The organism is Paenibacillus aceti, from assembly GCF_003614185.1.
Taxonomy (GTDB): Bacteria; Bacillota; Bacilli; order Paenibacillales; family Paenibacillaceae; genus Fontibacillus; species Fontibacillus aceti.
On record NZ_KZ987724.1, the window covers coordinates 4894891 to 4920864 of the forward strand.

Annotated in this window: 25 protein-coding genes; 15 read left to right on the forward strand and 10 right to left on the reverse strand. The window is 50.4% G+C overall.

Annotated elements, in window-relative coordinates; genetic code table 11:
- The first annotated feature begins 27 nt into the window (after positions 1 to 27).
- Entirely contained in the window at positions 28 to 912 is an 885-nt protein-coding gene (locus tag BFJ94_RS21870) for a carbohydrate ABC transporter permease (RefSeq protein ID WP_120464533.1), read from the forward strand.
- 64 nt (positions 913 to 976) lie between these two features.
- Positions 977 to 2728 (forward strand): extracellular solute-binding protein, encoded by a 1752-nt coding sequence (locus BFJ94_RS21875; RefSeq protein ID WP_120464534.1) that lies wholly within the window; start codon positions 977 to 979, stop codon positions 2726 to 2728.
- A 75-nt stretch (positions 2729 to 2803) separates the two neighbouring features.
- On the opposite strand, the gene BFJ94_RS21880 is transcribed toward BFJ94_RS21875, so the two are convergent.
- On the reverse strand, positions 2804 to 3499 hold the full coding sequence (locus BFJ94_RS21880; RefSeq protein WP_120465361.1) for a 4'-phosphopantetheinyl transferase family protein: 696 nt from the start codon (positions 3497 to 3499) through the stop codon (positions 2804 to 2806).
- A 229-nt stretch (positions 3500 to 3728) separates the two neighbouring features.
- Here BFJ94_RS21880 and BFJ94_RS21885 point away from each other — a divergent pair, with 229 nt between their 5' ends.
- Positions 3729 to 5120 (forward strand): L-cystine transporter, encoded by a 1392-nt coding sequence (locus BFJ94_RS21885; RefSeq protein ID WP_120464535.1) that lies wholly within the window; start codon positions 3729 to 3731, stop codon positions 5118 to 5120.
- A 471-nt stretch (positions 5121 to 5591) separates the two neighbouring features.
- On the opposite strand, the gene BFJ94_RS21890 is transcribed toward BFJ94_RS21885, so the two are convergent.
- Genes BFJ94_RS21890 through BFJ94_RS21900 form a run of 3 tightly spaced genes read right to left on the reverse strand, consistent with a single transcriptional unit; the run spans position 5592 to position 7839 of the window.
- Complete coding sequence (locus tag BFJ94_RS21890; RefSeq protein WP_120464536.1) at positions 5592 to 6863, reverse strand: hypothetical protein; 1272 nt, start codon at positions 6861 to 6863, stop codon at positions 5592 to 5594.
- An 11-nt stretch (positions 6864 to 6874) separates the two neighbouring features.
- Positions 6875 to 7357: a PulJ/GspJ family protein gene (locus BFJ94_RS21895; RefSeq protein ID WP_120464537.1), complete on the reverse strand. Its 483-nt coding sequence runs from the start codon at positions 7355 to 7357 to the stop codon at positions 6875 to 6877.
- A complete protein-coding gene (locus tag BFJ94_RS21900) occupies positions 7354 to 7839 on the reverse strand; it encodes a type IV pilus modification PilV family protein (protein WP_120464538.1) in 486 nt (161 codons plus the stop codon). The genes BFJ94_RS21895 and BFJ94_RS21900 overlap by 4 nt, the downstream gene beginning before the upstream one ends.
- Before the next feature lie 389 nt (positions 7840 to 8228).
- On the opposite strand from BFJ94_RS21900, the gene BFJ94_RS21905 reads away from it, so the two are divergent.
- From BFJ94_RS21905 to BFJ94_RS21950, 10 genes are all read left to right on the forward strand, one after another.
- Positions 8229 to 9914: a GspE/PulE family protein gene (locus BFJ94_RS21905; RefSeq protein WP_120464539.1), complete on the forward strand. Its 1686-nt coding sequence runs from the start codon at positions 8229 to 8231 to the stop codon at positions 9912 to 9914.
- The gene (locus BFJ94_RS21910) at positions 9911 to 10963 is read left to right on the forward strand and encodes a type IV pilus twitching motility protein PilT (RefSeq protein ID WP_229717059.1); all 1053 of its coding nucleotides are present in this window, start codon (positions 9911 to 9913) and stop codon (positions 10961 to 10963) included. The genes BFJ94_RS21905 and BFJ94_RS21910 overlap by 4 nt, the downstream gene beginning before the upstream one ends.
- Before the next feature lies 1 nt (position 10964).
- Positions 10965 to 12173 (forward strand): type II secretion system F family protein, encoded by a 1209-nt coding sequence (locus BFJ94_RS21915; protein WP_120464540.1) that lies wholly within the window; start codon positions 10965 to 10967, stop codon positions 12171 to 12173.
- A 219-nt stretch (positions 12174 to 12392) separates the two neighbouring features.
- Positions 12393 to 12830, forward strand: coding sequence for a prepilin-type N-terminal cleavage/methylation domain-containing protein (locus tag BFJ94_RS21920; protein WP_120464541.1), 438 nt, complete (start codon positions 12393 to 12395; stop codon positions 12828 to 12830).
- A gap of 267 nt (positions 12831 to 13097) precedes the next feature.
- Entirely contained in the window at positions 13098 to 13586 is a 489-nt protein-coding gene (locus BFJ94_RS21925) for a prepilin peptidase (protein WP_162944372.1), read from the forward strand.
- Positions 13556 to 14518 (forward strand): type IV pilus biogenesis protein PilM, encoded by a 963-nt coding sequence (gene pilM / locus BFJ94_RS21930; RefSeq protein WP_120464543.1) that lies wholly within the window; start codon positions 13556 to 13558, stop codon positions 14516 to 14518. Before BFJ94_RS21925 ends, pilM begins: the two co-directional genes overlap by 31 nt.
- A gap of 1 nt (position 14519) precedes the next feature.
- A complete protein-coding gene (locus BFJ94_RS21935; RefSeq protein ID WP_120464544.1) occupies positions 14520 to 15077 on the forward strand; it encodes a PilN family protein in 558 nt (185 codons plus the stop codon).
- On the forward strand, positions 15074 to 15721 hold the full coding sequence (locus tag BFJ94_RS21940) for a hypothetical protein (protein WP_120464545.1): 648 nt from the start codon (positions 15074 to 15076) through the stop codon (positions 15719 to 15721). The genes BFJ94_RS21935 and BFJ94_RS21940 overlap by 4 nt, the downstream gene beginning before the upstream one ends.
- A gap of 211 nt (positions 15722 to 15932) precedes the next feature.
- Complete coding sequence (locus BFJ94_RS21945; protein ID WP_120464546.1) at positions 15933 to 16370, forward strand: NfeD family protein; 438 nt, start codon at positions 15933 to 15935, stop codon at positions 16368 to 16370.
- Positions 16370 to 17311, forward strand: a complete 942-nt coding sequence (locus BFJ94_RS21950) for an SPFH domain-containing protein (protein ID WP_162944373.1) — start codon at positions 16370 to 16372, stop codon at positions 17309 to 17311. Before BFJ94_RS21945 ends, BFJ94_RS21950 begins: the two co-directional genes overlap by 1 nt.
- Positions 17312 to 17388: 77 nt before the next feature.
- Here the strand turns inward: BFJ94_RS21950 and BFJ94_RS21955 are convergent, their stop codons facing one another.
- The 4 genes from BFJ94_RS21955 to BFJ94_RS21970 form a co-directional block, all read right to left on the reverse strand.
- Positions 17389 to 18273, reverse strand: a complete 885-nt coding sequence (locus BFJ94_RS21955) for an ATP-binding cassette domain-containing protein (RefSeq protein ID WP_120464548.1) — start codon at positions 18271 to 18273, stop codon at positions 17389 to 17391.
- A gap of 29 nt (positions 18274 to 18302) precedes the next feature.
- On the reverse strand, positions 18303 to 19544 hold the full coding sequence (locus BFJ94_RS21960; protein ID WP_120464549.1) for a hypothetical protein: 1242 nt from the start codon (positions 19542 to 19544) through the stop codon (positions 18303 to 18305).
- Between the two features lie 114 nt (positions 19545 to 19658).
- Complete coding sequence (locus tag BFJ94_RS21965; protein WP_120464550.1) at positions 19659 to 20333, reverse strand: PspA/IM30 family protein; 675 nt, start codon at positions 20331 to 20333, stop codon at positions 19659 to 19661.
- Between the two features lie 62 nt (positions 20334 to 20395).
- Entirely contained in the window at positions 20396 to 20620 is a 225-nt protein-coding gene (locus BFJ94_RS21970; RefSeq protein ID WP_120464551.1) for a PspC domain-containing protein, read from the reverse strand.
- Positions 20621 to 21111: 491 nt separating this feature from the next.
- Here BFJ94_RS21970 and BFJ94_RS21975 point away from each other — a divergent pair, with 491 nt between their 5' ends.
- Together BFJ94_RS21975 and BFJ94_RS21980 are read left to right on the forward strand one after the other, a co-directional pair.
- Entirely contained in the window at positions 21112 to 21837 is a 726-nt protein-coding gene (locus BFJ94_RS21975; RefSeq protein WP_120464552.1) for a glycerophosphodiester phosphodiesterase, read from the forward strand.
- Positions 21838 to 21853: 16 nt separating this feature from the next.
- Entirely contained in the window at positions 21854 to 23065 is a 1212-nt protein-coding gene (locus tag BFJ94_RS21980; RefSeq protein ID WP_120464553.1) for an SLC45 family MFS transporter, read from the forward strand.
- A 275-nt stretch (positions 23066 to 23340) separates the two neighbouring features.
- Here BFJ94_RS21980 and BFJ94_RS21985 read toward each other — a convergent pair whose 3' ends face one another.
- Positions 23341 to 24060 carry a YcnI family copper-binding membrane protein gene (locus tag BFJ94_RS21985; RefSeq protein WP_120464554.1) on the reverse strand — a complete coding sequence of 240 codons (720 nt, stop codon included), beginning with the start codon at positions 24058 to 24060 and terminating at the stop codon, positions 23341 to 23343.
- A gap of 21 nt (positions 24061 to 24081) precedes the next feature.
- A complete protein-coding gene (locus BFJ94_RS21990; protein ID WP_120464555.1) occupies positions 24082 to 25812 on the reverse strand; it encodes a copper resistance CopC/CopD family protein in 1731 nt (576 codons plus the stop codon).
- Positions 25813 to 25974 lie beyond the last annotated feature (162 nt).

Consider the following 25974-nt stretch of genomic DNA (forward strand, 5'->3'; position numbering starts at 1 on the left):
TAAGACATCTAGTGGGGGGAGAAAACCTTGGTTGAGCATAAATCCTTTGGAGCCAGGTTGTTTAATGGAGTAAACGCGACCTTGCTTATCTTGATTACATTGTTATGTCTAACACCTCTATGGTATATTCTGATGATTTCCGTCAGTGATAAAGCGGCGGTAAATGCCGGGGCGGTCACCTTCTGGCCGATTGGCTTCAACTTATTGTCCTATCAGAAAATAGTGTCGGAGGTAGCGTTCTTCACCTCTTTCTGGGTATCTGTAAAAAGGGTGGTGCTCGGTACCGCAGTCAGTCTGGCCGCGATTCTGATGATGGCCTACCCTCTGTCGAAGACATCGAAGCAGCTGCCGCACCGCAACGCTTATATGTGGGTACTCGTATTCTGTATGCTGTTCAACGGCGGGACGATTCCATGGTATCTCGTCATCCGCGGCTATGGGCTGATCGACTCGATCTGGGGGCTCGTATTGGCAGGCAGTCTGCCGATCTTCAACGTCATCCTTGTCGTTAACTTTTTCAGGAATATCCCGGGGGCGCTGGAAGAGGCGGCTTATGTGGATGGTGCAGGACCTTGGCGGACCTTCATTCAGATTTTCATTCCGATCTCGGCACCGGTAGTGGCCACCATATCCTTGTTTACAATCGTCGGCTACTGGAACGAGTTCTTCCAGGGCCTGGTACTAAGCACGAAGCAGTCCAATTACCCGCTGCAGACCTATATTCAACAGCTGGTCGTGAACCTGAACCTGTCGACATTGGATACAGAGCAGATCAAGCAAATTTCACAGCTGAATAACCGTTCTCTGAACGCTGCGAAGATCTTCATCGCCATGATTCCGGTTCTCGTGATATATCCGTTCCTGCAGAAGTATTTCATTACCGGGATTACGCTCGGATCGGTGAAAGAGTGATTTTAATTGTACCCCAGGGTGCAGTTGAAATATATTTATTTAAAATCATTTAGGGGGAAAATCAATGAAAAAGCGCAAATGGCTACTATCAGGATTGATTACGGTCATGCTTATGGCTACTTTGACAGCCTGCGGCGGTGACAAGGCAGACTCTGGCTCGAATGGCGCATCCAACAATACAGCTGGTAACACCGCTGCGAATACGGCGGATTCCAAGGATACGAATTCCTCAGCGGCACTGGATCCGTTCGGCAGATATGAAGAGCCGGTCACTCTCCATCTTGTCCGTTCCCTTGATCCGAATTTGAAATTTGATGAAGGTAAGTCTGTGGAAGATAACGAGTTTCTTGATGAGATCAAGAAGCAATTGAATATTGAGATCGTATATGACTGGATCAGTGCTCCGGCGGACTGGGATCAGAAGATCAGCTTGGCGATTTCGTCCAATAATATCCCCGATGCTGCGATTGTTAACTTGACTCAGTTCAAATCGATGCAGAAGTTTAATCAATTGGCGGATTCGACGGATGCGTTCAATTCCACCGCCAGCGATATGCTGAAGAGCTTCTATGAAAGCGGCGGAGACGCTCTGAAGCAATTGGTGGAGACGGACGGCAAAATTATGGCGATTCCTGCAACGGTACCGAAGGCTTCCGGGATGAGCCAAATGTGGATTCGTCAGGACTGGCTCGATAAGCTCGGTCTGGAAGCTCCGAAGAATCTCGAAGAGCTGAAGAAGGTCGCTCGTGCTTTTATCGAGCAAGACCCGGATGGTAACGGCAAGAATGATACGATGGGAATCGTCGGTCCGTCGAAGTCCGGTGGGCTGAGTGGCACAGACGGCAACCTGTACGGACTTGATCCGCTCTTTGCGGCTCATAAATCCTTCCCTCTATACTGGTTGGAGAATGAGCAGGGTGAGGTAGTATATGGCTCGACCCAGCCGGAGACGAAGCAAGCGCTGCAGACGATGGCTGAAATGTATAAAGAAGGCCTGATCGACAAGGAACTGCTTGTCCGTGATGACAGCTTGCAGCCGATTCTGGATGGCAAGGCCGGTATTTTCTTCGGACCATGGTGGACGGGGTACACGATTGCGGATGCCTACAAGAAGGACCCGACTCCAGACTGGCAGGCATATGCTTACCCACAAGCGGATGACGGCAATTACTATGCGCATATGGCGGCTCCGGCCAATACCTTCGTGGTCGTGAACAAGGATTGCAAAAATCCTGAAGCCGTCTTGAAATTAATCAACCTGCTCCTGCGGGATGAAGCAAAATGGGTAGAAACAGGCCTGGGTAAAAATCCGGGGACATCAGGCGGTTACCCACTCTTCACCGTATTCGATAATGTGGATGAGATCGAAGTATCCTACGACATTCTCAACAAGTATTTGAAAGGTGAAGTTGAGATCGATAGCGTCGACTTCAGCACGCATAAGCTGCTCAAGGATGATATGAATGCGATTAAGAAGCTGAAGAAGGAGCCATTGGATGACTTTTCGATCACGAATTGGGATTTGAAGGACAGTGGTGATCTGATCACAACTAATCTGCCGCGTCTCGTCTCGATTATGGTCGGCGACAGACCTCTGGCTACAGATCAGAATATCAAAGAGGTATACAGTCTGTACTACGGTCAGACCGATACGATGTCCTCCAGATGGGCGAACCTGCAGAAGCTGGAGAAAGAGACCTTCGCCAAGATCATCATGGGCTCAGCTCCGATCGATTCCTTCGATGAATTCGTGACTAAGTGGAATAAGCAGGGCGGAGAGAAAATCCTCGGTGAAGTTGCCGAGATGAGCAAATAATAAGGTTATAGACTTATAGCCGGGAAGCGGTAGATGCTTTCCGGCTATTTTTGCTGCTGATATTCATGGATAGCATTAACTGACGCTCATAAACCGTTCATACAGTTCATTGAAATCGATAATTTCTGCCTGGATGGGGAAATCTGTACTTTGGGCGCATACGGCCATTTTGTGCAGGGGATCAGGGGAGTATTGCCTGAAAAAGCAGTGCTTGAAGCTGTTCTCGGTGTCGAGTTGAATCTGTTCGCCCTGCTTGCGAACTGTAAAAGAAGACAGAGGCAGGGACAGCCCGCTCCCCTCCGCCTTGATATAGCTCTCCTTCAAGGTCCATAGCTCGAAGAAATAATCGGTTCTGGCTTGAGGCGACAGCGCGTTCAAATCGCTATTCTCCTGATTGGAGAAGAAGCGTTCAGCAATTCGGAGGTCGATGTCAGAGATTCTCTCTACGTCGATTCCGATCGGGGCGTCGGAAATGGCGCTGACGATCCATTGGCCAGAGTGGGAATGGTTGAAATGCAATTCACTGACGCCTTGTACCATCGGCTTGCCATAAGCAGCCTGTTCAATCTGCAGCGACCTGTTCTTAATATGGAGGTGACTGCATACTAGCCATCTGGAGAGAATATCAGCCATAAGCGAGCGGTAGGCATCCTCTTGCCGGGTGAATCTACCGATTCTATCCCGTTTAGGTGCAGGCAACTGTTGAAGCAGATTTTCAATATAAATAGGATTCATATTTGTTCGTAAAGGGGTCATATAGATTTGTATCATAAGCTTCTCCATCATATTGAAAAAATATTGAGAAAGATTTCTTCCCGGTTCATTTTCATTTTAGCACAGTATGGATATAATGAGATTTGTAGACTCTATCGTAAATATAGTTACTACCAAAAAATAATCTTAAATTAATCCTATCCATTTAGTCGAGATTATGATATTATAATCGACAGTAATTAACCAACAGGGTCATACGATATGACAGTTGAGGGGAGAGACAGAAGTGGAAATTATTCAAGTAATTCTCAATGTTGTCGTTATGCTTGCATTGATTGGGCTGTTGCTCTGGATGCAGAAGAAGCATATTTCTTTTACAAAACGGGTATTCACAGGTCTTGGACTAGGACTTGTATTCGGAGTTGCGCTGCAGGCAATCTATACATCCAGCTCTGATGTGTTAGCCAAATCGACGGATTGGTTCAATCTGATCGGTCGCGGCTATGTCGGCTTGCTGCAAATGGTCGTCATACCACTGATTATGGTATCGATTATTTCGGCGATTATGAAGCTGAAGGGTAAGCAGAATCTGGGCAAGATGACGGCGCTGATCATCGGTACGCTGTTGATTACGACGGCGATTGCCGCAACGGTTAGTATCGTCACCAGCCTCAGCTTCGACCTGAAGGCGATTCAGATTGAAGCGGGTCAGAAGGAACAGGAGCGCGGAGCGAAGCTTGAAGAGCGTGTCGGCGATGTAGCCGATAAGACGATTCCGCAGTATGTCCTGGACTTCATTCCAACCAATCCATTTGCGGATATGGCAGGTTCACGCAGCACTTCTACGATGGCGGTTGTCATTTTCTCGGCATTTATCGGTGTGGCTGTGCTTGGAATTGATAGGAAGAAACCGGAGCAAGCGGAAACCTTCCGTAAAATGGTGGATGCTGTATATGCGGTCGTTATGCGGATCGTTACCTTGGTACTGCGGCTTACGCCTTTCGGGATTCTGGCACTAATTACGAATGTGGTCGCGACGACGAATCCGGAGGAGATTCTGAAGCTGCTCAAGTTCGTGGTCGCTTCCTATGTGGCGCTGATCGCCATGTTCATCATTCATTTAATTATACTGGCACTCTTCGGATACAATCCAATTCAGTATGTGAGAAAAGTATTCCCAACGCTGATCTTCGCGTTCACCTCCCGTTCCAGCGTAGCTACCATTCCGCTGAATGTGGAGACACAGACAAAACGGCTTGGCGTGCCAGAGGGCATTGCTAACCTGTCCGCTTCGTTCGGTTCGATGATCGGGCAGAACGGTTGCGCCGGGATTTATCCGGCCATGCTGGCTGTTATGATCGCACCAACGGTGGGGATCAATCCGATGAGCTGGGATTTCATTATTACCTTGATCCTCGTGGTCGTCATCAGTTCGTTCGGTGTTGCCGGCGTTGGCGGCGGGGCAACCTTCGCGTCGCTGATCGTGCTGTCGACGATGAACCTGCCCGTCGGCCTGGCGGGTCTGCTGATCTCGGTTGAACCACTGATCGACATGGGCCGTACTGCCCTGAACGTCAACGACTCTATCGTAGCCGGTGTTGTGACTGGCAAGGTGCTCGGCGATAACGATAAAGACGTGTTCAAGCAAGATGTCGAGCTCGACGTTGTGCAAGCTTAAGCAGGACGGCGCGAGTCTAATAAACTTTACCTGTCCCAGCATGTCAAAACTGCAAAAAAGCAGGCTTTTATCGCCTAGCCTCCCGGTTATGTGGAAATTCCTGCGATAATGCATCCTTTTTGCAAAAAATCATCCAATTTCGCTTAGATAGTCTGAAAAGCCTGCAGATTTGCAGGCTTTTTCCAAATAACCCAGCTAGGAGCGATCAGCCTCACGCAATTTCCTCAATCTGACCAAGCTGTCCCGCCGTTCCCCTTCAGTCGGATCTCTAACGAAACACCATAACGTTATTACTGCCGAAACCGAAACATTTCAAATCTAACGAAACACCCTATCGTTATTCTGAGGGAATCGCGGCTTTAGACCCCAAATTGCTACCAATAGCGATACCCCGTTTCGTTAGAATTGGGGAAGACTCTTTTTGACGCGAATAGCGATACATAGTTTCGTTACAGCTGCTAGTACCAATGATCACCAGTTACCTTCCTTAAACACAATATCGCCGGGTTGATCAGGCGGCTTTGGCTTCCAATCCAGGCCCTCGATGACCAGCCCGTTATTTCCGACAATGTGAACCGCGCCATTCGAGTAAATATAGCCGCGCAAAGAGGAGGGGGTGGAGCCTCCATTGATCTTGGTGGAGCCTGCGGTATAGAGCTTGAATTGATTTTTGCCATATAGAGTTGATTCTAATTTGTCATTCACATAAATTCGCCCAGCGGTTAGCGTACCCTCTAAATCGATAGAACTCGTATACAGATCCCCGATAATGATTACCTTAGGCGGCGGATTACTCTCCGGACTGGGGGCTTTTATATCCATTGCTCCGTTCACCCGTATAATATTCCCCGAATGAATCTCTCCATTCCCATGAAGCTTCAGGCTTCCGTTAATATAAATACTTCCGGTGGCGGAGAGGGCCGACCCGGCTTCCATCGTCACATCTCCTTGAATCAAAAGATCACCATCAACCTGAACGCGTATTCCAGGCATTAGGTTCAAGTCTCTCAGGGCAACCGATTCGGTAAAGTGCTGGTTCTGTGATACAGCTCCGGAGTAAGTGGGGATCATGTTGAACAGGTCGGATAAGGAGTCAGTTAATTCTTTGTTGAGATCAGTAATTATTTGGGCTACATCAACCTGACCGGGCTTCTCCAGTCCATTCGAGGGATTTGAGATCAGTGTCACCTTTTGCCCATTAATCGTTGAATCGGTAATCATAAAACCACTAGTAGAATAGATATTTCCTTCAACAAGGGTACTGTTAATATCTATGGGGCCTTGGCTAACAATCGTATAACCGTTGTCTGTTCCATCAGGGGGGCCAGTTGGGCTGTAGTTGAGAATGATCTCGACTTTTCTCTGCAGGGTCTGTGTAATCTTGCCCGATTTGCCTATTGCAGAGACGACGGCGGTGTAACGCGAGCTCTCTTCGTCCATCGTCACGCTGCCCGCATCCACAAAAGACGCAGCGATGTCCTGGACGTCCTCAAGGGTAGCTGGCTCCTCTTCATTCTGTAGATTCATGATTTGCGCGCGGAGATCGGATAGCTTCAGCATCAGCCGCGTCTCTCCATCCGCCTGAGCGGACACGATATCCCCGGAGATGTTCACCATACTCCTTGAGTCGGAGACGCTCCTCATCACAAGCGTGCCCAGGATAAAGAGAAGGACGGTGAGCAGCAGTACGGAGAGCAGGGCGTATCCGCGTTCGTGTTCATGGGAGCGGGGGAAGATATGCATGCTCATTCACCTCATGATATAAATTTGATCGATACGAATAAATACAGAGGCTCAACCTTCGGCTCATCAGCCAAGCGGAATTGCAAGTGAAGCTGCAGCCCCTTGGAGTCTTGGGTAAAATAGGAGTCAGCCAACGATAGATCCTCATCATGCATCATGGAATCATTCATATACAGATTTCCTTCCTTCAACTGGAGCGTAACCGGCTCGGTCACTCCGCTAAGCACATCCGTCAGCACCTCAGCCCTGATTTGGTCGAGTGGCCCGTCGGCGATCCTGACCGTATTTTTTAGCTTGGCTTGCAGAGTAGCGCTGAGGGTGACTGCCTTATTCCGCAGTTCGGTCTCATGGTTAATGCGTCCAAAGGCAAATAGCGAGGTGGTAAGAATGGTTGAGACCAATAGAAGGATGAGTCCAGATAAAGCGATCGCGGCGAGCAGCTCTACCAGAGTTAAGCCGTCCTCTTTTCTTATCTGCTGGGCCAGATTTCTCATGTGTGCTCACCCCCGGCTGGTGCAAAATCCCGTCTGGCGGCCCCGACTAACGAGACTTGATGCTTGTATTCCCCCGCGAGGTCTGGATCTTTAGACCAATTTACAGTGACTATGATATACAGGAAATCGGAATGGGAGGGATAATCGGGATAGGTCGTGCTGATCTTGGCGTGAATGGAATAGATATCGCGATTCTCATTAGGCAGTGAACGGCCGGAAGTTGCATACTTCTGGAGCTGGTCGAAGGGCATTGCCTGGATTTCATGCAGCCTTGCATTGGCCAGGTGAGTGGCTGACAAATGTTGATTGCTAAGCTTGCTCTGCGCAGCGCTGTTCGTGAAATAAGACAGGAAGTAAAGGCTGATCAGCGAGAGGATAACCAGGGCGGCCGCCACTTCGATCAGAGTCAGTCCCTCCTCGCGCGCAAGCGCGGAGCGACGTGAGGTCCAGTGGTGATCATGGGCAACACTCATCATCATCATGCTCCCTTTCCTGGGAATAGTTGATCTGCTATACGAGCAGGTTATATGCGGTTAGTAGGAGGGGTGTAGGAGTTAATAGGGACAATCTACCAATTATCATAGCATCTTTTCAAAAAAAGGTATATAATGTGTAACATAACTTCCATAATATCCCCGAAATTTTGTTTTCTTACCCATCATAGTATTTTTGACCTACCAGTTTATTTTCCATTTACACGAACTATATAAGTTGCATCTTGGCTCTACAGTCGACACAGTCAGAGAGAATTGTCCTAAGAAAGGGTGACTTTTTTTATATTGGACCCCTCTGTTTGTTTATTGCTATTTTTATAGTCCGAATTTATCAACTTATATAGTGACTATTGTCTTTTCGAATTCAGAGGAGAATGATGCAGATGTTCAAAAAGAAGCTCGGCGAGCTCCTTCTGGAATCAGGAATCATTACGGAAGCGGAATTGCAGGCAGCGCTGGAGGAACAACGGCATTCCCGAAGAAAGCTCGGTGATATTCTGTTGTCGCAGGGCGCCATGACCGAGCATCAATTGATCGAGGTGCTTGAATTCCAGCTTGGAATTCCCCATGTAACTCTGTCGCGATTCCAAATCGATCCCAAGCTGGCCCAGATTGTACCTGAGACGCTAGCCAGGCGATATCAGGCATTGCCAATCCGCGCGGATGGCCGCAAGCTGATGGTCGCCATGACAGACCCGCTGGATTTGCTGGTTATTGATGACCTGCGGATGAGCACTGGCTTTACGATTGAACCGGCGATTATCTCACAGGGAGAGCTACAGCTCGGCATTGCTAGACTGTACGGCCTGCAGAACTCGATGAATGAAATGATCAACGACCTGAACGGGGAGGGTCATATCGAGGTCGAGGAGTCGGCGATCACCGATGAGGATTCTCCGGTCGTGCGGCTGGTGCAGCAGATGATAGAGCAGGCTGTCCGGCTTGGAGCGAGCGATATTCATGTCGATCCGATGGATACCCAAGTAGTGATACGTTACCGGATCGACGGCATGCTGCGCAATGAGCGTTCTATTCCGAAGACGATGCAGGGAGTGGTTACGGCCCGGCTCAAAATTATGGGCAACCTGAATATCGCCGAACGCAGACTCCCTCAGGATGGACGGATCAAGCTGTCCGTTGACGGCAAAGGGATTGATATTCGCCTATCCTCGCTTCCTACAGTGCATGGAGAGAAGATTGTTATGCGACTGCTTGATACGACCTCAGGGATCAAAGGAATTGAGAAGCTGGGCATGACGCAGCACAATCTTATGCTATTCAAGCGCATGATCGAGAAGCAGCATGGCATCGTGCTGCTGACAGGACCGACAGGCAGCGGCAAGACGACGACGCTCTATTCTGCTCTGCAGCACTTGAATCAGGAGCAGTCCAACATCATTACCGTTGAAGATCCTGTCGAGTACATGCTCGAGGGTGTGAACCAGATGCAGGTGCATACGGCGGCGGGGCTCACTTTCGCCAAGGGGCTGCGCTCCATATTGCGGCAAGACCCGAATATCATCATGGTCGGGGAAATCCGTGATTACGAGACAGCCGAGATCGCCATCCGCGCTTCATTAACCGGGCATTTGGTCTTCTCGACCTTACATACCAATGATGCGGCAAGTACGGTCGTACGGCTTAGAGATATGGGGATAGAGCCGTATTTAATATCTTCGTCATTAATTGGTGTGGTTGCCCAGAGGCTGGTCAGGCGCATCTGTCCCGATTGCCGGACGGCTTATACGCCGGATCTGCAGGAGAGGATCTATCTTGAGCGCATCGGTGTGCAGGCGGATACGCTGTACCGTGGAACAGGCTGCGGAACCTGCGGCAAGAGCGGGTACCGGGGGAGAATGGCGATACATGAAGTGCTGTATCTGGATGATGAACTGCGCGCCGCGATCGTGAAAGGCGTACCGATTCAAGAACTGCGCCGTTACACCGGAGAGCAAGGGATGAGGTCGCTGTTCGAGGATGGCCTTCTCAAAATGCAGGAGGGCAAGACGACGCTGCAGGAAATACTCCGTGAAACCGGAGAGGAAGAGGAGGTATGCGGATGATGAAGCCGGCTGCGGTCTATTTCTCCGATTTATTGAGACAAGCATTCGATCAAGGGGCGTCTGACCTTCATTTGACGGTCAATTCCCCGCCTGTGCTGCGCATTGACGGGCAGCTTCATCGGCTTGAGGCTGGAGCGCTGGCTCCCGCGCAATTGGAAGAGTTCACCGAGTCCATGCTTAATCAAGCGCAATATGAGAAATTCACAGCGCGGGGCGAACTGGATTTCTCTTATGGAATTCCCGGGCTATCCAGGTTCCGGATCAATGTCTATCGCCAGCGCGGTTCAATTGGCATCGCCGCGAGGGTGATCTCGCCGACGATACCTTCATTTGAATCTTTGAAGCTGCCGTCGGTGCTGCTTAAGCTGGCCCAGAGGCCTCAGGGCTTATTCCTTGTTACTGGGCCGACAGGCAGTGGCAAGTCTACGACGTTAGCCTCGCTCATCGACCATGTGAACAAATCCAAGAGGAAGCATATCGTCACCCTGGAGGACCCGATCGAGTACCTGCACCGTCATGAGCAGTCGATTATTAATCAGCGTGAGGTGGGCCTCGACACCTCTTCTTTCGGCGAAGGTCTGAGAGCCGCACTTCGTCAGGACCCGGACATTATTATGGTCGGGGAGATGCGCGATCCTGAGACGATCCGCACTGCAATCACCGCTGCCGAGACCGGTCACCTTGTCTTTGCCACTCTTCATACCTCTGACGCTCCACAGACGATCGACCGGATTATCGATACATTCCCGCCAGAGCAGCAAGGTCAGATTCGCATTCAATTAGCTGCCACCTTGTTGATCGTTCTATCGCAGCGACTGCTGCCAGCCCGCAGCGGGAAGGGGAGAGTATGCGGGACAGAACTGCTGCTGAATACACCGGCTGTAAGCAATCTGATCCGTTCGGGGAAGGTGCATCAGATCAAGAGCGTGATGCAGACGAGCCATCACCTGGGCATGCACACCCTTGAGATGAGCCTCAAGGAGCTGCTCCGGCAGGGAACGATTGACGAGGCTTCTGCTAAGCCGTACTTCTTAGAAGGGCCGCTCTAATATGCCGCAATTTGCATATCGGGGAAAGGATCTCGTCTCAGGTAAAATCCGCCGTGGTGTCATCCAGGCAGTAGACCGGAATCATGCTCTGACTGAGCTAAGGCAGCAGTATATTGTAACGGAGATCCATGAGCAGCGCGAGACGGTCTGGAACAAGGATTTCTACATCGGCAATCCGGTCAAGAATGAGCAGTTTGTCGTCTTCTGCCGTCAATTCGCCACGATGATCCGCGCCGGGATATCGATCGTGGATGCGACCGAGGTGCTGGCTGCGCAATCCGAGAGCAAGCCGCTAGCGAAGGCGCTGCATGAGGTGAATGCAGAACTGCGTAAGGGCAACACCTTCTCGGGGGCGATTTCGGCTTATCCGCGTATTTTTCCGCCTATTTTCGTACATATGATTCAGGCAGGGGAAGAGTCGGGCAGCATGGAGGATACGCTGGAGCGGCTAGCCGTATATTTCGAACGGGCCCATTACACCCGCGAGAAGGTCAAGTCGGCGATGACCTATCCGGCAATTGTCAGTGTGATGGCGGTTTTTGTAGTGGTTTTCCTGTTAAAATTCATCATTCCACGGTTTCAGACGATGTTCCTGCAGCTTGGCGGCGAACTGCCGGCCATTACCCGATTTACGCTGTCACTCAGCCGGAGTATAGAGAACCATTGGTATATTTGGCTGTTGGCTATCATCTGGCTTATCGCCATCATTTATTTGCTGCTGCGCTGGGAGCGCGGGGCCTACGCCTGGGACTATATCAAGCTGAAGCTGCCGGTGTTCGGCCTATTGCAGCGGAAGAGCGCTATCGCCCAGTTAACCCGCACATTGTCCTCGCTCTATGCCAGCGCGGTGCCCGTATTGCAATCGCTCGCCATCGTCGAGAAGATCGTCGGCAATAAAGTGATCGGGGCAACGATCCGCGAATGTCAGACCTCACTGAGGCAGGGGCGACCGCTCTCAGAGCCGTTCCGGCAATCATGGATTTTCCCTCCGCTCGTTACCCAGATGATCGTGGTAGGGGAGGAGACGGGCTCGCTCGATGAGATGCTGGGCAAAATCGCCGATTTCTACGAAGTCGATGTAGAGAATAGCGTGGACAAGCTCAAGCAATTGATCGAGCCGATTATGATCGTCCTTCTGGCCGGTGTCGTCGGCTTCATTATGGCATCCATCATGATCCCGATGCTGAGCCTTTATGGAAATATCAATTGATACCTCTAACGAAACTACAGATCGCTATTTCCGCAGAAACAGCCCTCATTTCAATCTAACGAAACACCATAACGCTATTCAGGACAAAAACAGGCTCAAAGCTACTATTTTGCCTCAATAACGATACCCAGTTTCGTTACAAATCTCAGCGGCTCTTTTTGGCGCAAATAACGCTACCACGTTTCGTTAGAACTAAAAAAATTAGGAGGTTTCATTACTATGACTGCACTTATTCAAAGGTTTAGAAAAGAAGAGAAGGGTTTGACATTAATCGAGTTACTCGCGGTAATCGTCATTATCGGAATTATCGCCGCGATTGCGGTGCCGTTGATTACGGGAATGCTCGACAAAACGAAGGAAAATGCGCGTGTGGCGACGGCAAATCAACTGTTCGAGGCGGCGAAGCTGCGGTCGATTGCGATTAATAATGGGGATTTGAAGGAAACACATGCTTTGCAGGATTTAATTGATGATGGATATATTCAGGGGGGACTTACCGATCCGGAGACGGGCAAGTCTTTCGAAGCAGGCACCTTAGTAAATCTGGATAATATTAAATCTGGGGATGTAGTTACTCTTGTTGTTGAAGGAGTGTCTAAATCCTACACAGTGGCGGAATTGACCAAGAATAGCGAAACCGCAAAGGCCACTCCCTAAAGGAGGAAAGTAAGCTAAAACAAAACGATGAGCCCAACTATTATAATCGCTAACTTTATCATCGGATTGGGGGCCGGCTGGGCGCTGGGCGAGGCCGGCCGCTGGCTACTCGCCCGGCGCGGCCTTACGCCGCCGGGCACTTCCCCCGCGGCTGGCGCAGCCGCCGCGGAGCCGGGCACCCCCGGCCGTGCCAAGCACCGGCCGGGGCGCCTTGCGGCGAACAGCGCCGCCGCCTTCGGCACGGCGGTGCTGTTCGCCTGGACGGCCATGCGCTTTGGCTTCGCCGGCGCATGGGGGATCGGACTGCTGCTATCCGCGCTGTCCGTCCTGGTGACCTACACCGATCTCGCGGCACGTATTATACCGAACGAGATCGTGTTGGCCTTTGGCGGCGCCTTGCTCATCGCGGCGCCGATTACAAGCGGTGAACCGCTCTGGGTTCACCTGCTCGGTGCGGCAAGCGGCAGCGCTGTGCTTCTGCTGCTTGCCGCACTGACCTCTGGCCGCGGCGTAGGGATGGGGGATGTGAAGCTATTGTTCATCCTCGGCTGGGCCGTCGGCTTCCCCGGCTCTCTCATCACATTGTTCCTGGCTAGCCTGCTCGCCCTGGGCGCCGGTCTGCTGCAGATGATCTGGCGCGGCTCCAAGCAGCGCACGATCGCCTTCGGCCCCTATTTAACCGTTGCAGCTCTGATTGTGTATGCCTACGGAAAGGAGATTATCCATTGGTATATAACAAGCGTAATCCATCTATAATTAACCGCTGGTCCCGTCCGGCAACCCTGGGCGTGACCATGGAGGAAGAGGGCATCCGCTTCGTTCAGCTCGATCATAAGTTCGGCACAGTAGCCGCCTGCGATTTCCTGCCTCTGCCCTCTCTGTTCAATGAGGAAGGGGTACCGGAGCTATCCGTCCACCTTCATACGCTGCAGAGCTGGATCGCCCGGCATGGGCTGGGCAGGAGCAAGGCTCATCTGGCGGCTCCGACTTCCCAATCATTCATAAGGGTTATCCGCGTGCCCAAGGTAAAGGCGAGACAGCAGCGGCAGGTGACAGATTTGGAGATTGAGAGCAGTTTGCGCTTTCCGTTCGAACAACCCATCATTGACTATCATTGGATGGACGAGCAGCCGGAAGGGGATGAGGATACGCTGCCTACCCTGGTGGCTGCTGTGCCCCGTCCATTGATTGAGGAGATGGTCGATGTACTGGAGAAGGCTGGACTCCATATCACCTCGGTCGACCTGGGGGCGATCGCGGTATCACGGATTTTGCAGCGTCAGAACAGACTTGAGCAAGGCTGCGTGATGGTGATTCTCTTCCAGGCCAAAGAAGCAGAGGTCTACTTATTTTATCAGGGCATTCCTGATTTCATCCGTACCTTTCCGTTAGAGCAAATGACCGAAGATAGCCTGAATAATTGGCGATATAGCGAGATTATCTCTTCCGTTACCAGAATTGTTAATTTCTACGAATATACGCTGCATGAAGGTGCAGTGCGGATTTCTAGCATCGTTCTGGCCGGAGCCGCCCCTGACAAAGGAGAGATCCGACAGCAGTTAAGTGAGACGTTCGCTCAAATCGATGTGTCAGAGCTGAATGTTCAGGAGTATTTCACCACAGTGACCTCGGAATATCTGGACAGCTACGCGATCGCGCTGGGGCTGGCGCTGAAGGGGGCCAAGTAAGATGATCGATATTAATCTGCTGCCGCCACGCCCGCGACCGGTGTGGTCCACACTGCTGCTGCCGGTCCTCCTGCTCCTGGCCGGAGCGGCTCTGGCCATTTATCTAGCTGCGGGGTATATAGAACTCAGGCAATCCGTAAGTACGATGCGGGCCGACATCGAGGCGACAGAACGGCGGCAAGCCGAGCTGCAATTGGAGATTCAGCAATTAAGCAAGACCTATGGAATCGGTGTCGATGGCAAAGAATTATTGCAGAGCTTGCGACGCCTTCGCCCCAGGTTGGAGCCTTTAATGAGAGATCTACAAGCTCCGCTTCCTGAAGGCGGGCAAATAGAGGATATACAATTTGGGCTCCGCAGTCTGGTCTGGACATGCTCTTTTCAGAGCTTGAACGAAGTAAGGGATTATTCTAAATCGATGCAGCAGGTATTCGCCGCTGGCGAAGTATTCATCCAGACGATCCATGAGCAGGAGGAGCAATATGTCGGGACCTTTCAACTGCTTGGAGAGGACATAGCAGGGATTATAAGTCGGGGGCAGGCAGGTGAAGCCGGATGATTTCAGGGCAGATGGAGCGAAAAGACGGGTTTCTGTTATTTTTGGCCGTCATTATTTTTATATTTAGCGGTGTATTTTATTTTCTATGGTACCGGCCTGCAGCGAATGAATCGCAGAGCTTGTCCGTCAAGCAGAGGGAAACCGAGCAATTCCTACATAAAACAGAACAGATTGTAAAGGATAAACGCGCCGAGCTCCAGGATGCGGCCACAGCGCAACAGAGCCTGGACAGTCGTCAATTGCCCGTGAAGGCAGATCAGAATGGAGTGCTACGGGATTTGGAAGCAGCCTCGAGTCATTCGGGGGTCAAAGTCGTGGGGGTGTCCTTTGTCCTGCAGGAGACCCCCCGAGCGGAATCAGCTTCTACCGGGTCGCCCGAGAGTGAGGATTCTCAAGCTAGTGCTGAAGACTTCATAAGCCTGCTGGATACGGTGAGTCAGCGGGTGCAAGGTCTGTCTGCGATGGGGGTAGAGCTTCGTGTGCAGGGAACGCTAGAGGAGATGAAGGAATTCCTGGCGGGGCTTCATTCGGAAGAACGCTTATACGTGGCTGAATCCATGCAGTATGCAGCAGGCAAGGGGGATGAGCCAGGGGTAACCAGCCTCCGCTTGCGCAGCTTTTACCGTTCTACACCGAATGCCTGATACGTATGCATATACTATCATCGACTGCCGTTCGAGAGAACGGCTATTTTTATAGGAATTGGATTTTAAAAGATATCCGACTTAAACACTGTAAATTTGACATTATATATGTATACTATCAGTAAGTGCTTTCAGTTTTTTTTGAGACGCTTTGCCTCATGTTCGCGTATATACTATTACTACTATGCGGAAAGGTGGTGTATTTGGCGGAATGGATGCATGGGTGCTATGGCTAATCGCCGCAGGAATATTACTCGTATTCGAGATGATGACGCTGACATTCTACCTGTTATGGCTAAGCCTTGGAGCAGCAGTGGCAGCGATTGTTGCTTTGGTGGTTCCAGATGCTTATATTTTACAGGTTGTAGCAGGCTGTGTAGTGGCTATTGTGCTTACGATCTTTACGAAGCCGTTATCGCGGAAATTTCGCTCATCGTCCAAGGGATTCGAGGATGCCGGGACAGAATTGATTGGAAGACAGGGAGTAGTAGTTGAACCTATTGAAGAGGGACAGTTCGGAATCGTGAAGATTGGCGGAGATACATGGAGCGCTACATCAGCCCGTTCTCTGAAGAAGGATGAACTGGTTCGGGTGCTTAAGCGCAGCAGTACAATTTTAGAAGTAGAACGATGGGAGGATTTCACTTAATGGGCTGGGAATTAGCTATAATTATTGTCATTGTGCTAGTTGTTGTTGTATTCATTTCACTGACTGTCAAGATCGTACCACAGCAACGGGTTGGCGTTGTAGAACGTCTCGGTAAGTTCAATCGTCTGTTAACACCGGGTCTTAATATTCTGATTCCGGTGATCGATCAGGTTCGTATTTATCATGACCTACGGATTCAACAGGCCAATGTACCACCGCAAACGGTCATCACTAAAGATAACGTACAGGTGCAGATCGACACGATTATCTTCTATCAGGTTGTGGGACCAGAGCAGGCAACTTACGGAATTTCAGATTATGTATATGGGGTAAGGAATATTTCGACAGCTACGATGCGTCAGATCATCGGTAAGCTGGAGCTGGACGAAACCTTGTCCGGACGGGAAAAAATCTCTACAGAAATCCGGATCGCCCTGGACGAAGCTACGGAGAAATGGGGCGTGCGGATCGAGCGGGTAGAAGTCATCGACATTAAGCCGCCGCTCGATATTCAGGAAGCGATGGACAAACAAATGAAGGCCGAGCGGAATAAACGGGCGATCGTCCTTGAAGCCGAAGCGGCGAAGCAAGATATGATCCTGCGCGCTGAAGGGGATAAGCAGAGTAAGATCCTAAAGGCGGAAGGGGATAAAGAAGCGCGGATTCGTGAAGCGGAAGGCTTGCGCCAGGCGCAGGAGCTTGAGGCCCTCGGGGAAGCGAAGGCAATCCAGGCTGTCGCCGAAGCGGAGAAAGCACGGATCGAGATGCTGCGCAGCGCGGCCTTGACCGAGCAGGTTCTCGCTTATCAATCATTCGAAGCCTTGAAGGAAGTAGCCAAGGGACCAGCGAACAAGGTGTTCATTCCGTCGAATGCGGTTGAGACTCTCGGCAGCCTCGGAGCGATTGGCGAGCTGTTCAAGGAAAGCAAAGGCGATAAATAGAAATGAAGCTCAAAGAGCCATCCCGGAAGGTAGTAGCTTACTACTCAGGGGTGGCTCTTTTTTTGCGGGGCACTATTTTAAGAATAGTATAATAAAGCATCTTCCAAATCCGGTTCTACGATCGTGTACTGAAAATCTGGAGTTCTATTGCCGAGGATAAGTCTGACATGGATTCCCTCTTGCATTTGCTTCATGGAGATCACTTTGAATTCACGTGCTAAAATATTTAACTGATGAGTTCCTTCTACCTTCGTTTCGATCACCGGATTTTGTATTCCACTAAGCCATTCAGCGGGCGTGCCCTGGAAGTCGATCGTCTTATTCTTGATGAAAATAAATTGCTCGCAGACGGCGGCAATGTCGTCTACCCTATGTGTGGACAGGAGGATTAATTTATGCTCGGCTATAGTGGTCAATAAGGTACGGATGCGTACCTGCTCGAGCGGGTCCAGTCCGGCTGTCGGCTCATCTACGATGATCATCTGCGGATCTTTCATCAGGACAGTGGCAATGCCTAACCTCCGTCTCATTCCGGGCGAGTAGGCGCCGATTTTTCGGTATGCAGCCCCCCGAAGGGTCGTCAGCTCCAGCACATGCTCAATGCGCTCCTCGATTCCTTTGCGTGTACCTATGCGGTTGAGCTTACCGATATACCCCAGCATTTCATAGGCATTCAGTTCATCGTACAGGCTAAAATCCTGCGGAAGATATCCGACCAGCTCCTTAACCTTGATCGCATCCTCGACCGTATCCAGATCGTTGAAGCGGATCATCCCCGTTGACGGCTTCGTCAGAGCGGATATCATATTCATCAAGGTCGTTTTCCCAGACCCGTGATTGCCGAGAATTCCAAAAGTGCCTGTATCCACGCTAAAGCTGATATTTTTCAACACTTCATTCTTCCTGAAGGATTTACTGACATTCGATATTTCCAGTTGCTTCATCGTTCCCTCTTGACGCATGGTTTCCTCCTCTTACCAAACAGGTCGGTTTACGTTTCTCTGGCTTTGATGACGGACACATTCAGAATAAAGAGCATAACAGATATCGATAGGAAAAAAACAGGCCACAGCATATGCCCCAGATCGGCGAGATTGAGAGGGGCAATGCTCCAGAGCAGCAGCGCTGCCGTATATCCAGCCATGCTTACCCTCGTCATATTAGCTGCTGTCAGTCCGGTTAAGGCGAGTAGAAGACCTCCGCTTAACAGAATTAATAAATTGCCTAATCCGGTCTCCAGACCGAACAGAAAGGCGGCGGCATAGACAAAGGCGATGAAGGATTCCGACACAATCGCTCCATAGGCGAAACGCTCGATCAGGATTTTATATTTAGGTGTGCTGCTGGTATAAATAACGCCTTCCCGTTTGTTTCCATAAATTTCCGAATGGATAGGGATTAATATATAGCCTGGCAGCAAGACCAGGGCATAATGAATGATCGTCCAGAGCGACAGGTCATTCTTGATAAACGCATAGATACACAGGATTAACATCACGGCGGTGACCGGGGCGAAGCCCTTTAATAAGATCGTTTTATTATAGGAATAGCATATTTTTCTGACTTTCCTTTTGTATTTTCTTCGCTTATTCTCTCGGGTTATTTCTTTATCTTCCAAAATGGCATAGTACAGCCCAAAATAGACCGTCAGCAGCAGGATGAAGCTAATCGGTGCGAACAAGGTAACATCGAAGATAGCCGGAGCATAGCCCGCTAGTAAAGTCATGATGATCATACCGACATAAGAAATGACGATGCTGCGGAACAGCATAAATAGTATGGCACTGAGAAGCGAAGCCGTGAAGATAATAGGGGCCACGACCATAGCAAAATCGGACACAAGCTTAAATGAAAAGAAAGCCGGTTGTCCTATAAATAAAGGACTCAGCGCAAAGAGAAGCATGCTTGCCAGCGACGCAAAGAAGAATAGCGAGATAACGGCAAACCATTTGCCAGATGCGATGCTGTGGATTCTTATAGGCTGAGAGTATAGGATGTGGTTCGTGAGAACACCCGTATTCTCCTTTAAGACAACAGCGACTGGCCATGGAATTGCGCAGAGAATCAGTATTTTCAGATTTTCTGTAAAATGAGCTACCGCCTGCTCAGTGCTCCAGGAGCTATGAAATACAGGGCTGCTGATCAGTGCGGATAGCAGGATGATGGCTCCGATCAGGAGCAAACAATAATTTTTATAGAATCTTCTGTATTCAAGAAAAACTAAATTTTTCATTTCCGGTTCCTCTTGTTTAACATAATCTTGGTTTACTAGTTATGTAATGATGTTAGGGCCGCCGGACCAATGAGGGGAAGAGTCATTGATTCAGCAGCCCTTTATATAAACCGCTTAGGAATTACGCTTGGACAGCTGTTCCTTCAGCCGATCCAATTCTTCGTTGACTGCTGTGGAATTGGCTGCAGTCGAAGCACTGGCTGGATTGCCATAGGCTTGGGAATTTACCGAAAGGTCGAGGTCCGTCTCCCACTCCAAGATTTTCTCTTCCATTCGTTCGAATCCCCGTGCCGCATCGCCGCTCTCGATTCCGCGACTGAAGTTAGGCTGCTGCACTGCGGCGCGATCTTTAGCCTTCTGGGCTCTATTGGCCAGTTCATTGCGTTTTTCCTTAAGGCGGGCATGCTCTTCCTTAGCAGCGTCCAATTGCAGCTGCAATTCAAGAACTTGCTCTTTAGCCTGATTCATCTCGTCAGTGTGCTGCTGCACTTTGTCTTCGAATTGAATCTTGGCGATCGCCGCCTCGCGGGCCGCTGCTTCATCGCCTGCTTCCAGCGCCGAGAGGGCGCGCAGTTCGAATTCTTTGACCGCTTGTGCAGCCTCATTCATTTTTCTCTCTGCGATGCTGGCCGCTTTTTGCCGACCTTTAATGTTCTCCTCCGCAGTACGAATATCCTCCTCCATGTTGCGCAAATATTGGCCTGTCATCAAGACGGGATCCTCCAGCTTGTTCAATACCTCGTGGACGGTTGCTTTGGTTATATTAGAGATTCTTTCGAAGATACTCATTTTTCATCTGCTCCTTTGAGTTTGGATTTGAATTTTAGAATTTGAATTTGCGAATCTGTTGATTAGTAATTGCTAAAATGATCGTAGTATTCAGCGCCGCCAATCGGCTCCTTTGGAACGATCACGCTGGCGATCAGGTAGAGAGCGATAACTGTGCCGAAGCTGCACAGGGCGGCTACGACGGCGATGAGCCGTACTACAGTGGGGTCAACGCCGAGCCAGGCTGCGATCCCCCCGCAAAGCCCGCTAACCTGTCTTTCTGTCGTGGAACGGTATAATTTTTTCATAATACAAACACTCGCTTTCTTTATAGATGTAGTTCAAAAAGGTCGCTTTTGATCACGAAGTGAATCAGGGAGTAACTCGACGTCGAATCTTGAATTCAGCCGGGCCTTCTGGTGCTCACGTACAAACTACGTACGCTCCGCTCCTCAGCCCCTAGCTTCATCCAACCTTCTCGGTGCTGAAAACCGACTTTTTGAACTTGAATTTAAAGAAGTAGCTCAAAGTAGTTCAAAAGGTCGCTTTTGATCACGCGTTTTTAAGACAGCCATTTGTTTATGTTCCGTTTTGTTATGCTTTAATTGTATATGGATTCTGCGGCGGGGATAACGGGCTTAAGATGGTTTCTGAACTAGACCTTAGTCGGGCTAAAGTGCTCGCCACGAGACCGGGGAGAAATAATAAATGCGGTAATACAGGCTTAACATAGCAGGATTATACTGGATATACGAATAATATTAATAAAAGATAGGAATACGCTTAAGGAGGATACAACATGGCTGATTTAATTAATTTCGCGCATCGCGGCGCTTCCGCTTACTGCCCGGAGAATACGATGGCTTCATTTATTCGCGCTATTGAGCTAGGCGCTAGCGGGATCGAAACCGATGTGCAGATGACGAAGGATGGCCGGCTTGTGCTGATCCATGATGAGTCTTTGGAACGGACAGCCGGGAAGAAGGCTTGGGTGAAGGACTTGACCTGGGAGGAGCTTCAGACTTTGGACGCCGGAGGCTGGTTCCACGAAGATTTCAAGGGGGAGAAGCTGCCTGCGCTGGAGCAATTGCTGGAGCTCGCTAGCGACAAGGATATCATCGTCAATATCGAGCTGAAGAATGGATTTTTTCAATATCCAGAATTAGAACAAAAGGTTATCGACATGGTTAGACACTACGGAATGGCGGAACGGACGATTATTTCCGGGTTCAATCATTATTCCTTGCAGGAGTGTCACCGGATCGCGCCGGACATCCGTACGGGCATTCTTTATATGGAAGGTTTGTACGAGCCATGGGATTACGCGAAGCGGATTGGGGCCGATGCGCTGCATGCCTATATGTATGCGTTGACACCCGAGCTGGTGGCCGAGGCGGGCAGACATGGTGTGGCGTATCACCCTTTTACAGTGAATGAAGAGAGTATGATGAAGTCTTTGATTGCGGCAGGGGTAGCGGGCATCATTACCGATTACCCGGATAAGCTGGCTAAGCTATTAAGTTAATAAGGGGCGTGACCGAATGAAGAAAACCTGGCTGCTGGGACTCGGTTTTTTTAGCATCAGCTTGACCTGGGCGCTATATAATGCGTTTGTACCGCTGTTCTTGGATAACTACTTGAAGAGCACGGCCATGATTGGGTTTATGATGACGATTGATAATTATTTTGCGATGTTTCTACAGCCATGGATCGGTCACCGTAGTGATAGAACGAATACGAGATATGGGCGAAGGATGCCGTATCTGTTAATTGGAATGCCGCTTGGCGCGGCGTTCGCAGCACTTATTCCCTGGCATACAGGCTTCTTCACGCTAGTATTGTTCATGGTGCTGATGAATCTGTCGATGAGCTTGTTCCGGTCTCCGACGGTTGCATTAATGCCGGACATTACAGAGGAGGAGAACCGCACAAAGGCTAACGGAATTATTAATTTCATGGGCGGTATCGGGTCTGTGCTGGCTTTTGGCGTGGGCTCCAAGCTGTATGGGATCAGTTCTTATATGCCGTTCCTGTTTGCAGGCATCGTGATGCTGGTGGCGCTAGTCGTGCTGAAGGCAGTCATCCGAGAGCCGATTACACTGCAGAGCACAGGGGAGGCGGCAAAGCCGATCCGTCCGATCTCCATCAAGGAGGAGTTGAACCGCACGACGCTGTTCATCTTGGGTGCGATTTTCTTCTGGTTTGTAGCCTATCAGGGAGTTGAAGCATTATTCACTCTATATGGTACAAAATATATCGGCATGACCGATAGCGAGGCCTCGTTCTCGTTGACCTTCTTCTCGCTGGCTTTTCTCTTGTTCGCTCTGCCGAGTGGCTGGCTGGGGGCCAGGTATGGGAAGAAGAGGATCATCTCTATCGGTGTAAGCGGCCTCGTTCTCATTTTTGGCTCGCTGATATTCGTGGAGTCGGTGTTATGGCTGCGCGTGCTGCTGATTGTCGGCGGGATTTTCTGGGCCTGCATCAACATTAACTCGTATCCCTGGGTTATCTCCACAGGCCGTGAAGAGAGTATCGGTACGCGGACAGGGATCTATTATTTTGTCTCATCTCTGGCAGCCATCACCTCACCTCCACTACTGGGTTGGGTCATCGACATATTCGGGTACTCCGCGCTGTTCGTATGCGCCTCGGTCGGTATGCTGCTTGCCTTGGCCTGTCTGTTCGGAGCCGCTGGCGAAGGGAAGTCCTCCGGGCAGAAGCCGCAGGATGGGGCTCGGGTGCCACTGAGTTAAAACAGAAAATGCACCTGTATCTAAGGAGAAATCCTTGGTACAGGTGCATTTGTGTATTAGCTGCTGGAGAAACTAGGCTCTAATGAACTCTAACGAAACGTGGTATCGCTATTCACGCCCAAAAGCGGCGCTGGGAATTGTAACGAACCTGGGTAACCTTATTTAGCCCAAATTGTCAACTAAACTCGTTTTTTGCTCAAATAACGCTATGGTGTTTCGTTAGGTTCGAAATGGCTCTGTTTTTGAGCAAATAACGCTATGGAGTTTCGTTAGAATTACCGTTTAGATTTGCGAATGGCCAGGATCAGTGCTGCGGCAGACAAGATGAGCGCCACTGAAGCTATAACGGTAGCTATCCGCCCAGAAGGCTGCTCAGCGGTTGCGGTTGTCTTTGCTTTGTCTGGAGCGGCTGCGCTGCTTGTATCCTTGCTGCCAGTATCGAGGGCGTTCGATTGGCTGCCGGAATCGCTGGCGGTATCATGATGATCATGCCCCGGGGTCAGAGTAGTGCCCGCTTCAGGATCATTGGTAATGACCGTGATGGAATGCGGCTTATCCGAGTCTGCTTCGCCCGTCCATTCGACGATACTCCCGTCACTATAATATTGGAAGGCATCCCAGGCCAGGTTCGCTTCCCTGTCGGGGTTTTTGCCGACGAATTCGAATTTCTGGAACTCCCCGGGGCCGATCCCGTCCTTCTCAGCCGACCAGGATACCGTTGTGATTCTGCCCGCCTCATCCTTCGTCAGCTCCACCTCCCAGTCCGGGACCGGACGATACTGTTTGAAGTCGAAGCCTTCCGGGACCTTTAATGCGACTTTGGTTGTCGGGAGGTCCTTTTCCGATGGAATCTTGATGCTGTAGGTTTCCCAAGAGCCGGGGGCCGAGCTGCTAGGCGATACGGTAACATGGGCGCTGGCATTTGCAGAGAATAGGACAAAGAATAGAGCAGTTGCAGATAATATCGCTGTTAATTTTGCATGAGTTTTCTTCATAATGGGTTAGCTCCTTATATTTTAATTACCGACCTGTAGAATGAGATCATGATCGATGGAATCCAGTGTGGATAATAGAATATGGACATGAACATTCCATTTCCCACCCATGGTGATGATTTCTTCTGCCTCCAAGGGGGCGGAACCGGGCATTTCAATCTGGATGACACCCATATCCATCTCCCTTGAAGTCAGGCTTAGTGTGACTTGCTCGATGTTATCCAGGCTGGCTCCGCTGGGGTCCTGGACACTCAGGCTAAAAAGATTCTGCCCGACACTATTCGGGCTGATGCTCATTGAGATCCGGTAGCCGCCGTCCGTAATGGCCTGCAGATTGGCCGGGCCTGGAGCAGAGGCGGCCGTAGGGAGATTGCCCAGAACTGCTGCGAGCACAAGAACAATGGCTCCGAGGCCAAATTCGTACCATACACCGCGACCGAGCGGCTTGTTGCCCTTTCTGCCGCGCATGAATGCGGGTAGGGCCAGAGCCAGCATGATAAGCATAAGTGATAATTTGGCCAGTAGGACAAGCCCGTAGCCAGTATACAGCAGCGCATGCATAGTTGGGATATGCAGGGCACCTCCATAGATGCCGGTCAATAGCAGCATAATGACGCAGATGGAGGCCATCAGAGAGAAGCGGCGAATCATTTGCCAATAGAGCGGCTTGTAGCTCTCTAACCGTTCGGTTTGCTTGCGTACGGTTGGAAGCAGCAGGGCCATCGTTAATACTCCGCCAAGCCAGACTGCGGAAGCGAGCAGATGGATGAAATCCGCACCTCCTGCGAGCAGCTTGTTATCGGCGGCTGCTGCATGGCCGATGAAGGCCTTGGCGAGCATCAGACCCGCGCAGGCGATCAGAACGAGCCAGCCCCACATCTGCTCCCATCCAGTGAGTCTGGCGGTGGATTTGTCCGCTCCTCCAGGCTGCGCCGGACTATCTCGCTGCTCTGAAATGGTATAGCTTAGCCCCATTATGAATATGGCGAGCAGCAATACCTGAATCGCTTGCCAGGTCCAGATTTGCCCGAAGCTGGTATAACGCAGCGTCTCTTGCAGCAAATCTATATCCCAGGCGTTGATCCAGGAGACGCCTGCATCATTGGCTGTCTGCTGGGGCAGGCTGAGCAGGACGCCGATTACGGTGGCGGCGAGTCCAATATAGAGGAGCAGCAGGCTACGCTGCTGCAAAGTCTCGCTCATGCGAAGCTGCTTCGCCGGGAACAGTAGCAGGCGGAACAGCACGGTGCCGATGCACAGGCTGATCCCGATGTAGAACAGCCAGCGGATCAGAATCAGGCTGCCAGGGGGTAGTGAGATATCCTTTGCAGCGGGGGAGTGCATATTAAAGCTGCTGCCCTCCGCGCCAATTCCGAACGGGATCGTCCCGCTGATGGCATGACCGTCGCTGGAGACAGCTCTCCATTTGATCGTATAGATTCCGCTTGCCAAGTCGCTCTTCAAGCTGGCTACTAGCTGTTCAGGCTGATCCGGGTGGACTGTGGCGTCGTCCTGATCGGCAGGCCGACCGTCAGGCCCGGTCACTGTGATAGAATAGAACGCCTGTTCAATCGGTTCATTGAAGGTGATAATAACTTCCTCAGGAGGTAGTTCCAGAATGCCATTCGCTGCCGGGGAGGAAGAGATGACGGTAGCGTGAGCTGCGACCTGCCCGGAGGGGATGCCCCATAGTATGCCTGTCAATATGAACAATGGAAGTAATCGGAATTGAAGATTCCTATAAGTTCGCATACATCAACACCACCTTTTTGTGAAATGCTATGACATTTGTTACAATTAACTTCAATTTTAAAATTATTTTTTCGGAATGAGTATGGCCATAATGGGCTATTAAATTGCCCTTGCGGCACTAAATATGTCTAAAATCCAACAGTTTATATAAATCCGAGCTGT

Excerpts from the sequence above, each read along its gene's own strand:
- BFJ94_RS21875 (WP_120464534.1), top strand. The coding sequence starts at position 977 with ATGAAAAAGCGCAAATGGCTACTATCAGGATTGATTACGGTCATGCTT.
- BFJ94_RS21880 (WP_120465361.1), bottom strand. The coding sequence starts at position 3,499 with ATGATACAAATCTATATGACCCCTTTACGAACAAATATGAATCCTATT.
- BFJ94_RS21890 (WP_120464536.1), bottom strand. The coding sequence starts at position 6,863 with ATGCATATCTTCCCCCGCTCCCATGAACACGAACGCGGATACGCCCTG.
- BFJ94_RS21895 (WP_120464537.1), bottom strand. The coding sequence starts at position 7,357 with ATGAGAAATCTGGCCCAGCAGATAAGAAAAGAGGACGGCTTAACTCTG.
- BFJ94_RS21900 (WP_120464538.1), bottom strand. The coding sequence starts at position 7,839 with ATGATGATGATGAGTGTTGCCCATGATCACCACTGGACCTCACGTCGC.
- BFJ94_RS21905 (WP_120464539.1), top strand. The coding sequence starts at position 8,229 with ATGCAGATGTTCAAAAAGAAGCTCGGCGAGCTCCTTCTGGAATCAGGA.
- BFJ94_RS21910 (WP_229717059.1), top strand. The coding sequence starts at position 9,911 with ATGATGAAGCCGGCTGCGGTCTATTTCTCCGATTTATTGAGACAAGCA.
- BFJ94_RS21915 (WP_120464540.1), top strand. The coding sequence starts at position 10,965 with ATGCCGCAATTTGCATATCGGGGAAAGGATCTCGTCTCAGGTAAAATC.
- BFJ94_RS21920 (WP_120464541.1), top strand. The coding sequence starts at position 12,393 with ATGACTGCACTTATTCAAAGGTTTAGAAAAGAAGAGAAGGGTTTGACA.
- BFJ94_RS21925 (WP_162944372.1), top strand. The coding sequence starts at position 13,098 with ATGCGCTTTGGCTTCGCCGGCGCATGGGGGATCGGACTGCTGCTATCC.
- BFJ94_RS21935 (WP_120464544.1), top strand. The coding sequence starts at position 14,520 with ATGATCGATATTAATCTGCTGCCGCCACGCCCGCGACCGGTGTGGTCC.
- BFJ94_RS21940 (WP_120464545.1), top strand. The coding sequence starts at position 15,074 with ATGATTTCAGGGCAGATGGAGCGAAAAGACGGGTTTCTGTTATTTTTG.
- BFJ94_RS21945 (WP_120464546.1), top strand. The coding sequence starts at position 15,933 with ATGGATGCATGGGTGCTATGGCTAATCGCCGCAGGAATATTACTCGTA.
- BFJ94_RS21950 (WP_162944373.1), top strand. The coding sequence starts at position 16,370 with ATGGGCTGGGAATTAGCTATAATTATTGTCATTGTGCTAGTTGTTGTT.
- BFJ94_RS21955 (WP_120464548.1), bottom strand. The coding sequence starts at position 18,273 with ATGCGTCAAGAGGGAACGATGAAGCAACTGGAAATATCGAATGTCAGT.
- BFJ94_RS21960 (WP_120464549.1), bottom strand. The coding sequence starts at position 19,544 with ATGAAAAATTTAGTTTTTCTTGAATACAGAAGATTCTATAAAAATTAT.
- BFJ94_RS21965 (WP_120464550.1), bottom strand. The coding sequence starts at position 20,333 with ATGAGTATCTTCGAAAGAATCTCTAATATAACCAAAGCAACCGTCCAC.
- BFJ94_RS21970 (WP_120464551.1), bottom strand. The coding sequence starts at position 20,620 with ATGAAAAAATTATACCGTTCCACGACAGAAAGACAGGTTAGCGGGCTT.
- BFJ94_RS21975 (WP_120464552.1), top strand. The coding sequence starts at position 21,112 with ATGGCTGATTTAATTAATTTCGCGCATCGCGGCGCTTCCGCTTACTGC.
- BFJ94_RS21980 (WP_120464553.1), top strand. The coding sequence starts at position 21,854 with ATGAAGAAAACCTGGCTGCTGGGACTCGGTTTTTTTAGCATCAGCTTG.
- BFJ94_RS21985 (WP_120464554.1), bottom strand. The coding sequence starts at position 24,060 with ATGAAGAAAACTCATGCAAAATTAACAGCGATATTATCTGCAACTGCT.
- BFJ94_RS21990 (WP_120464555.1), bottom strand. The coding sequence starts at position 25,812 with ATGCGAACTTATAGGAATCTTCAATTCCGATTACTTCCATTGTTCATA.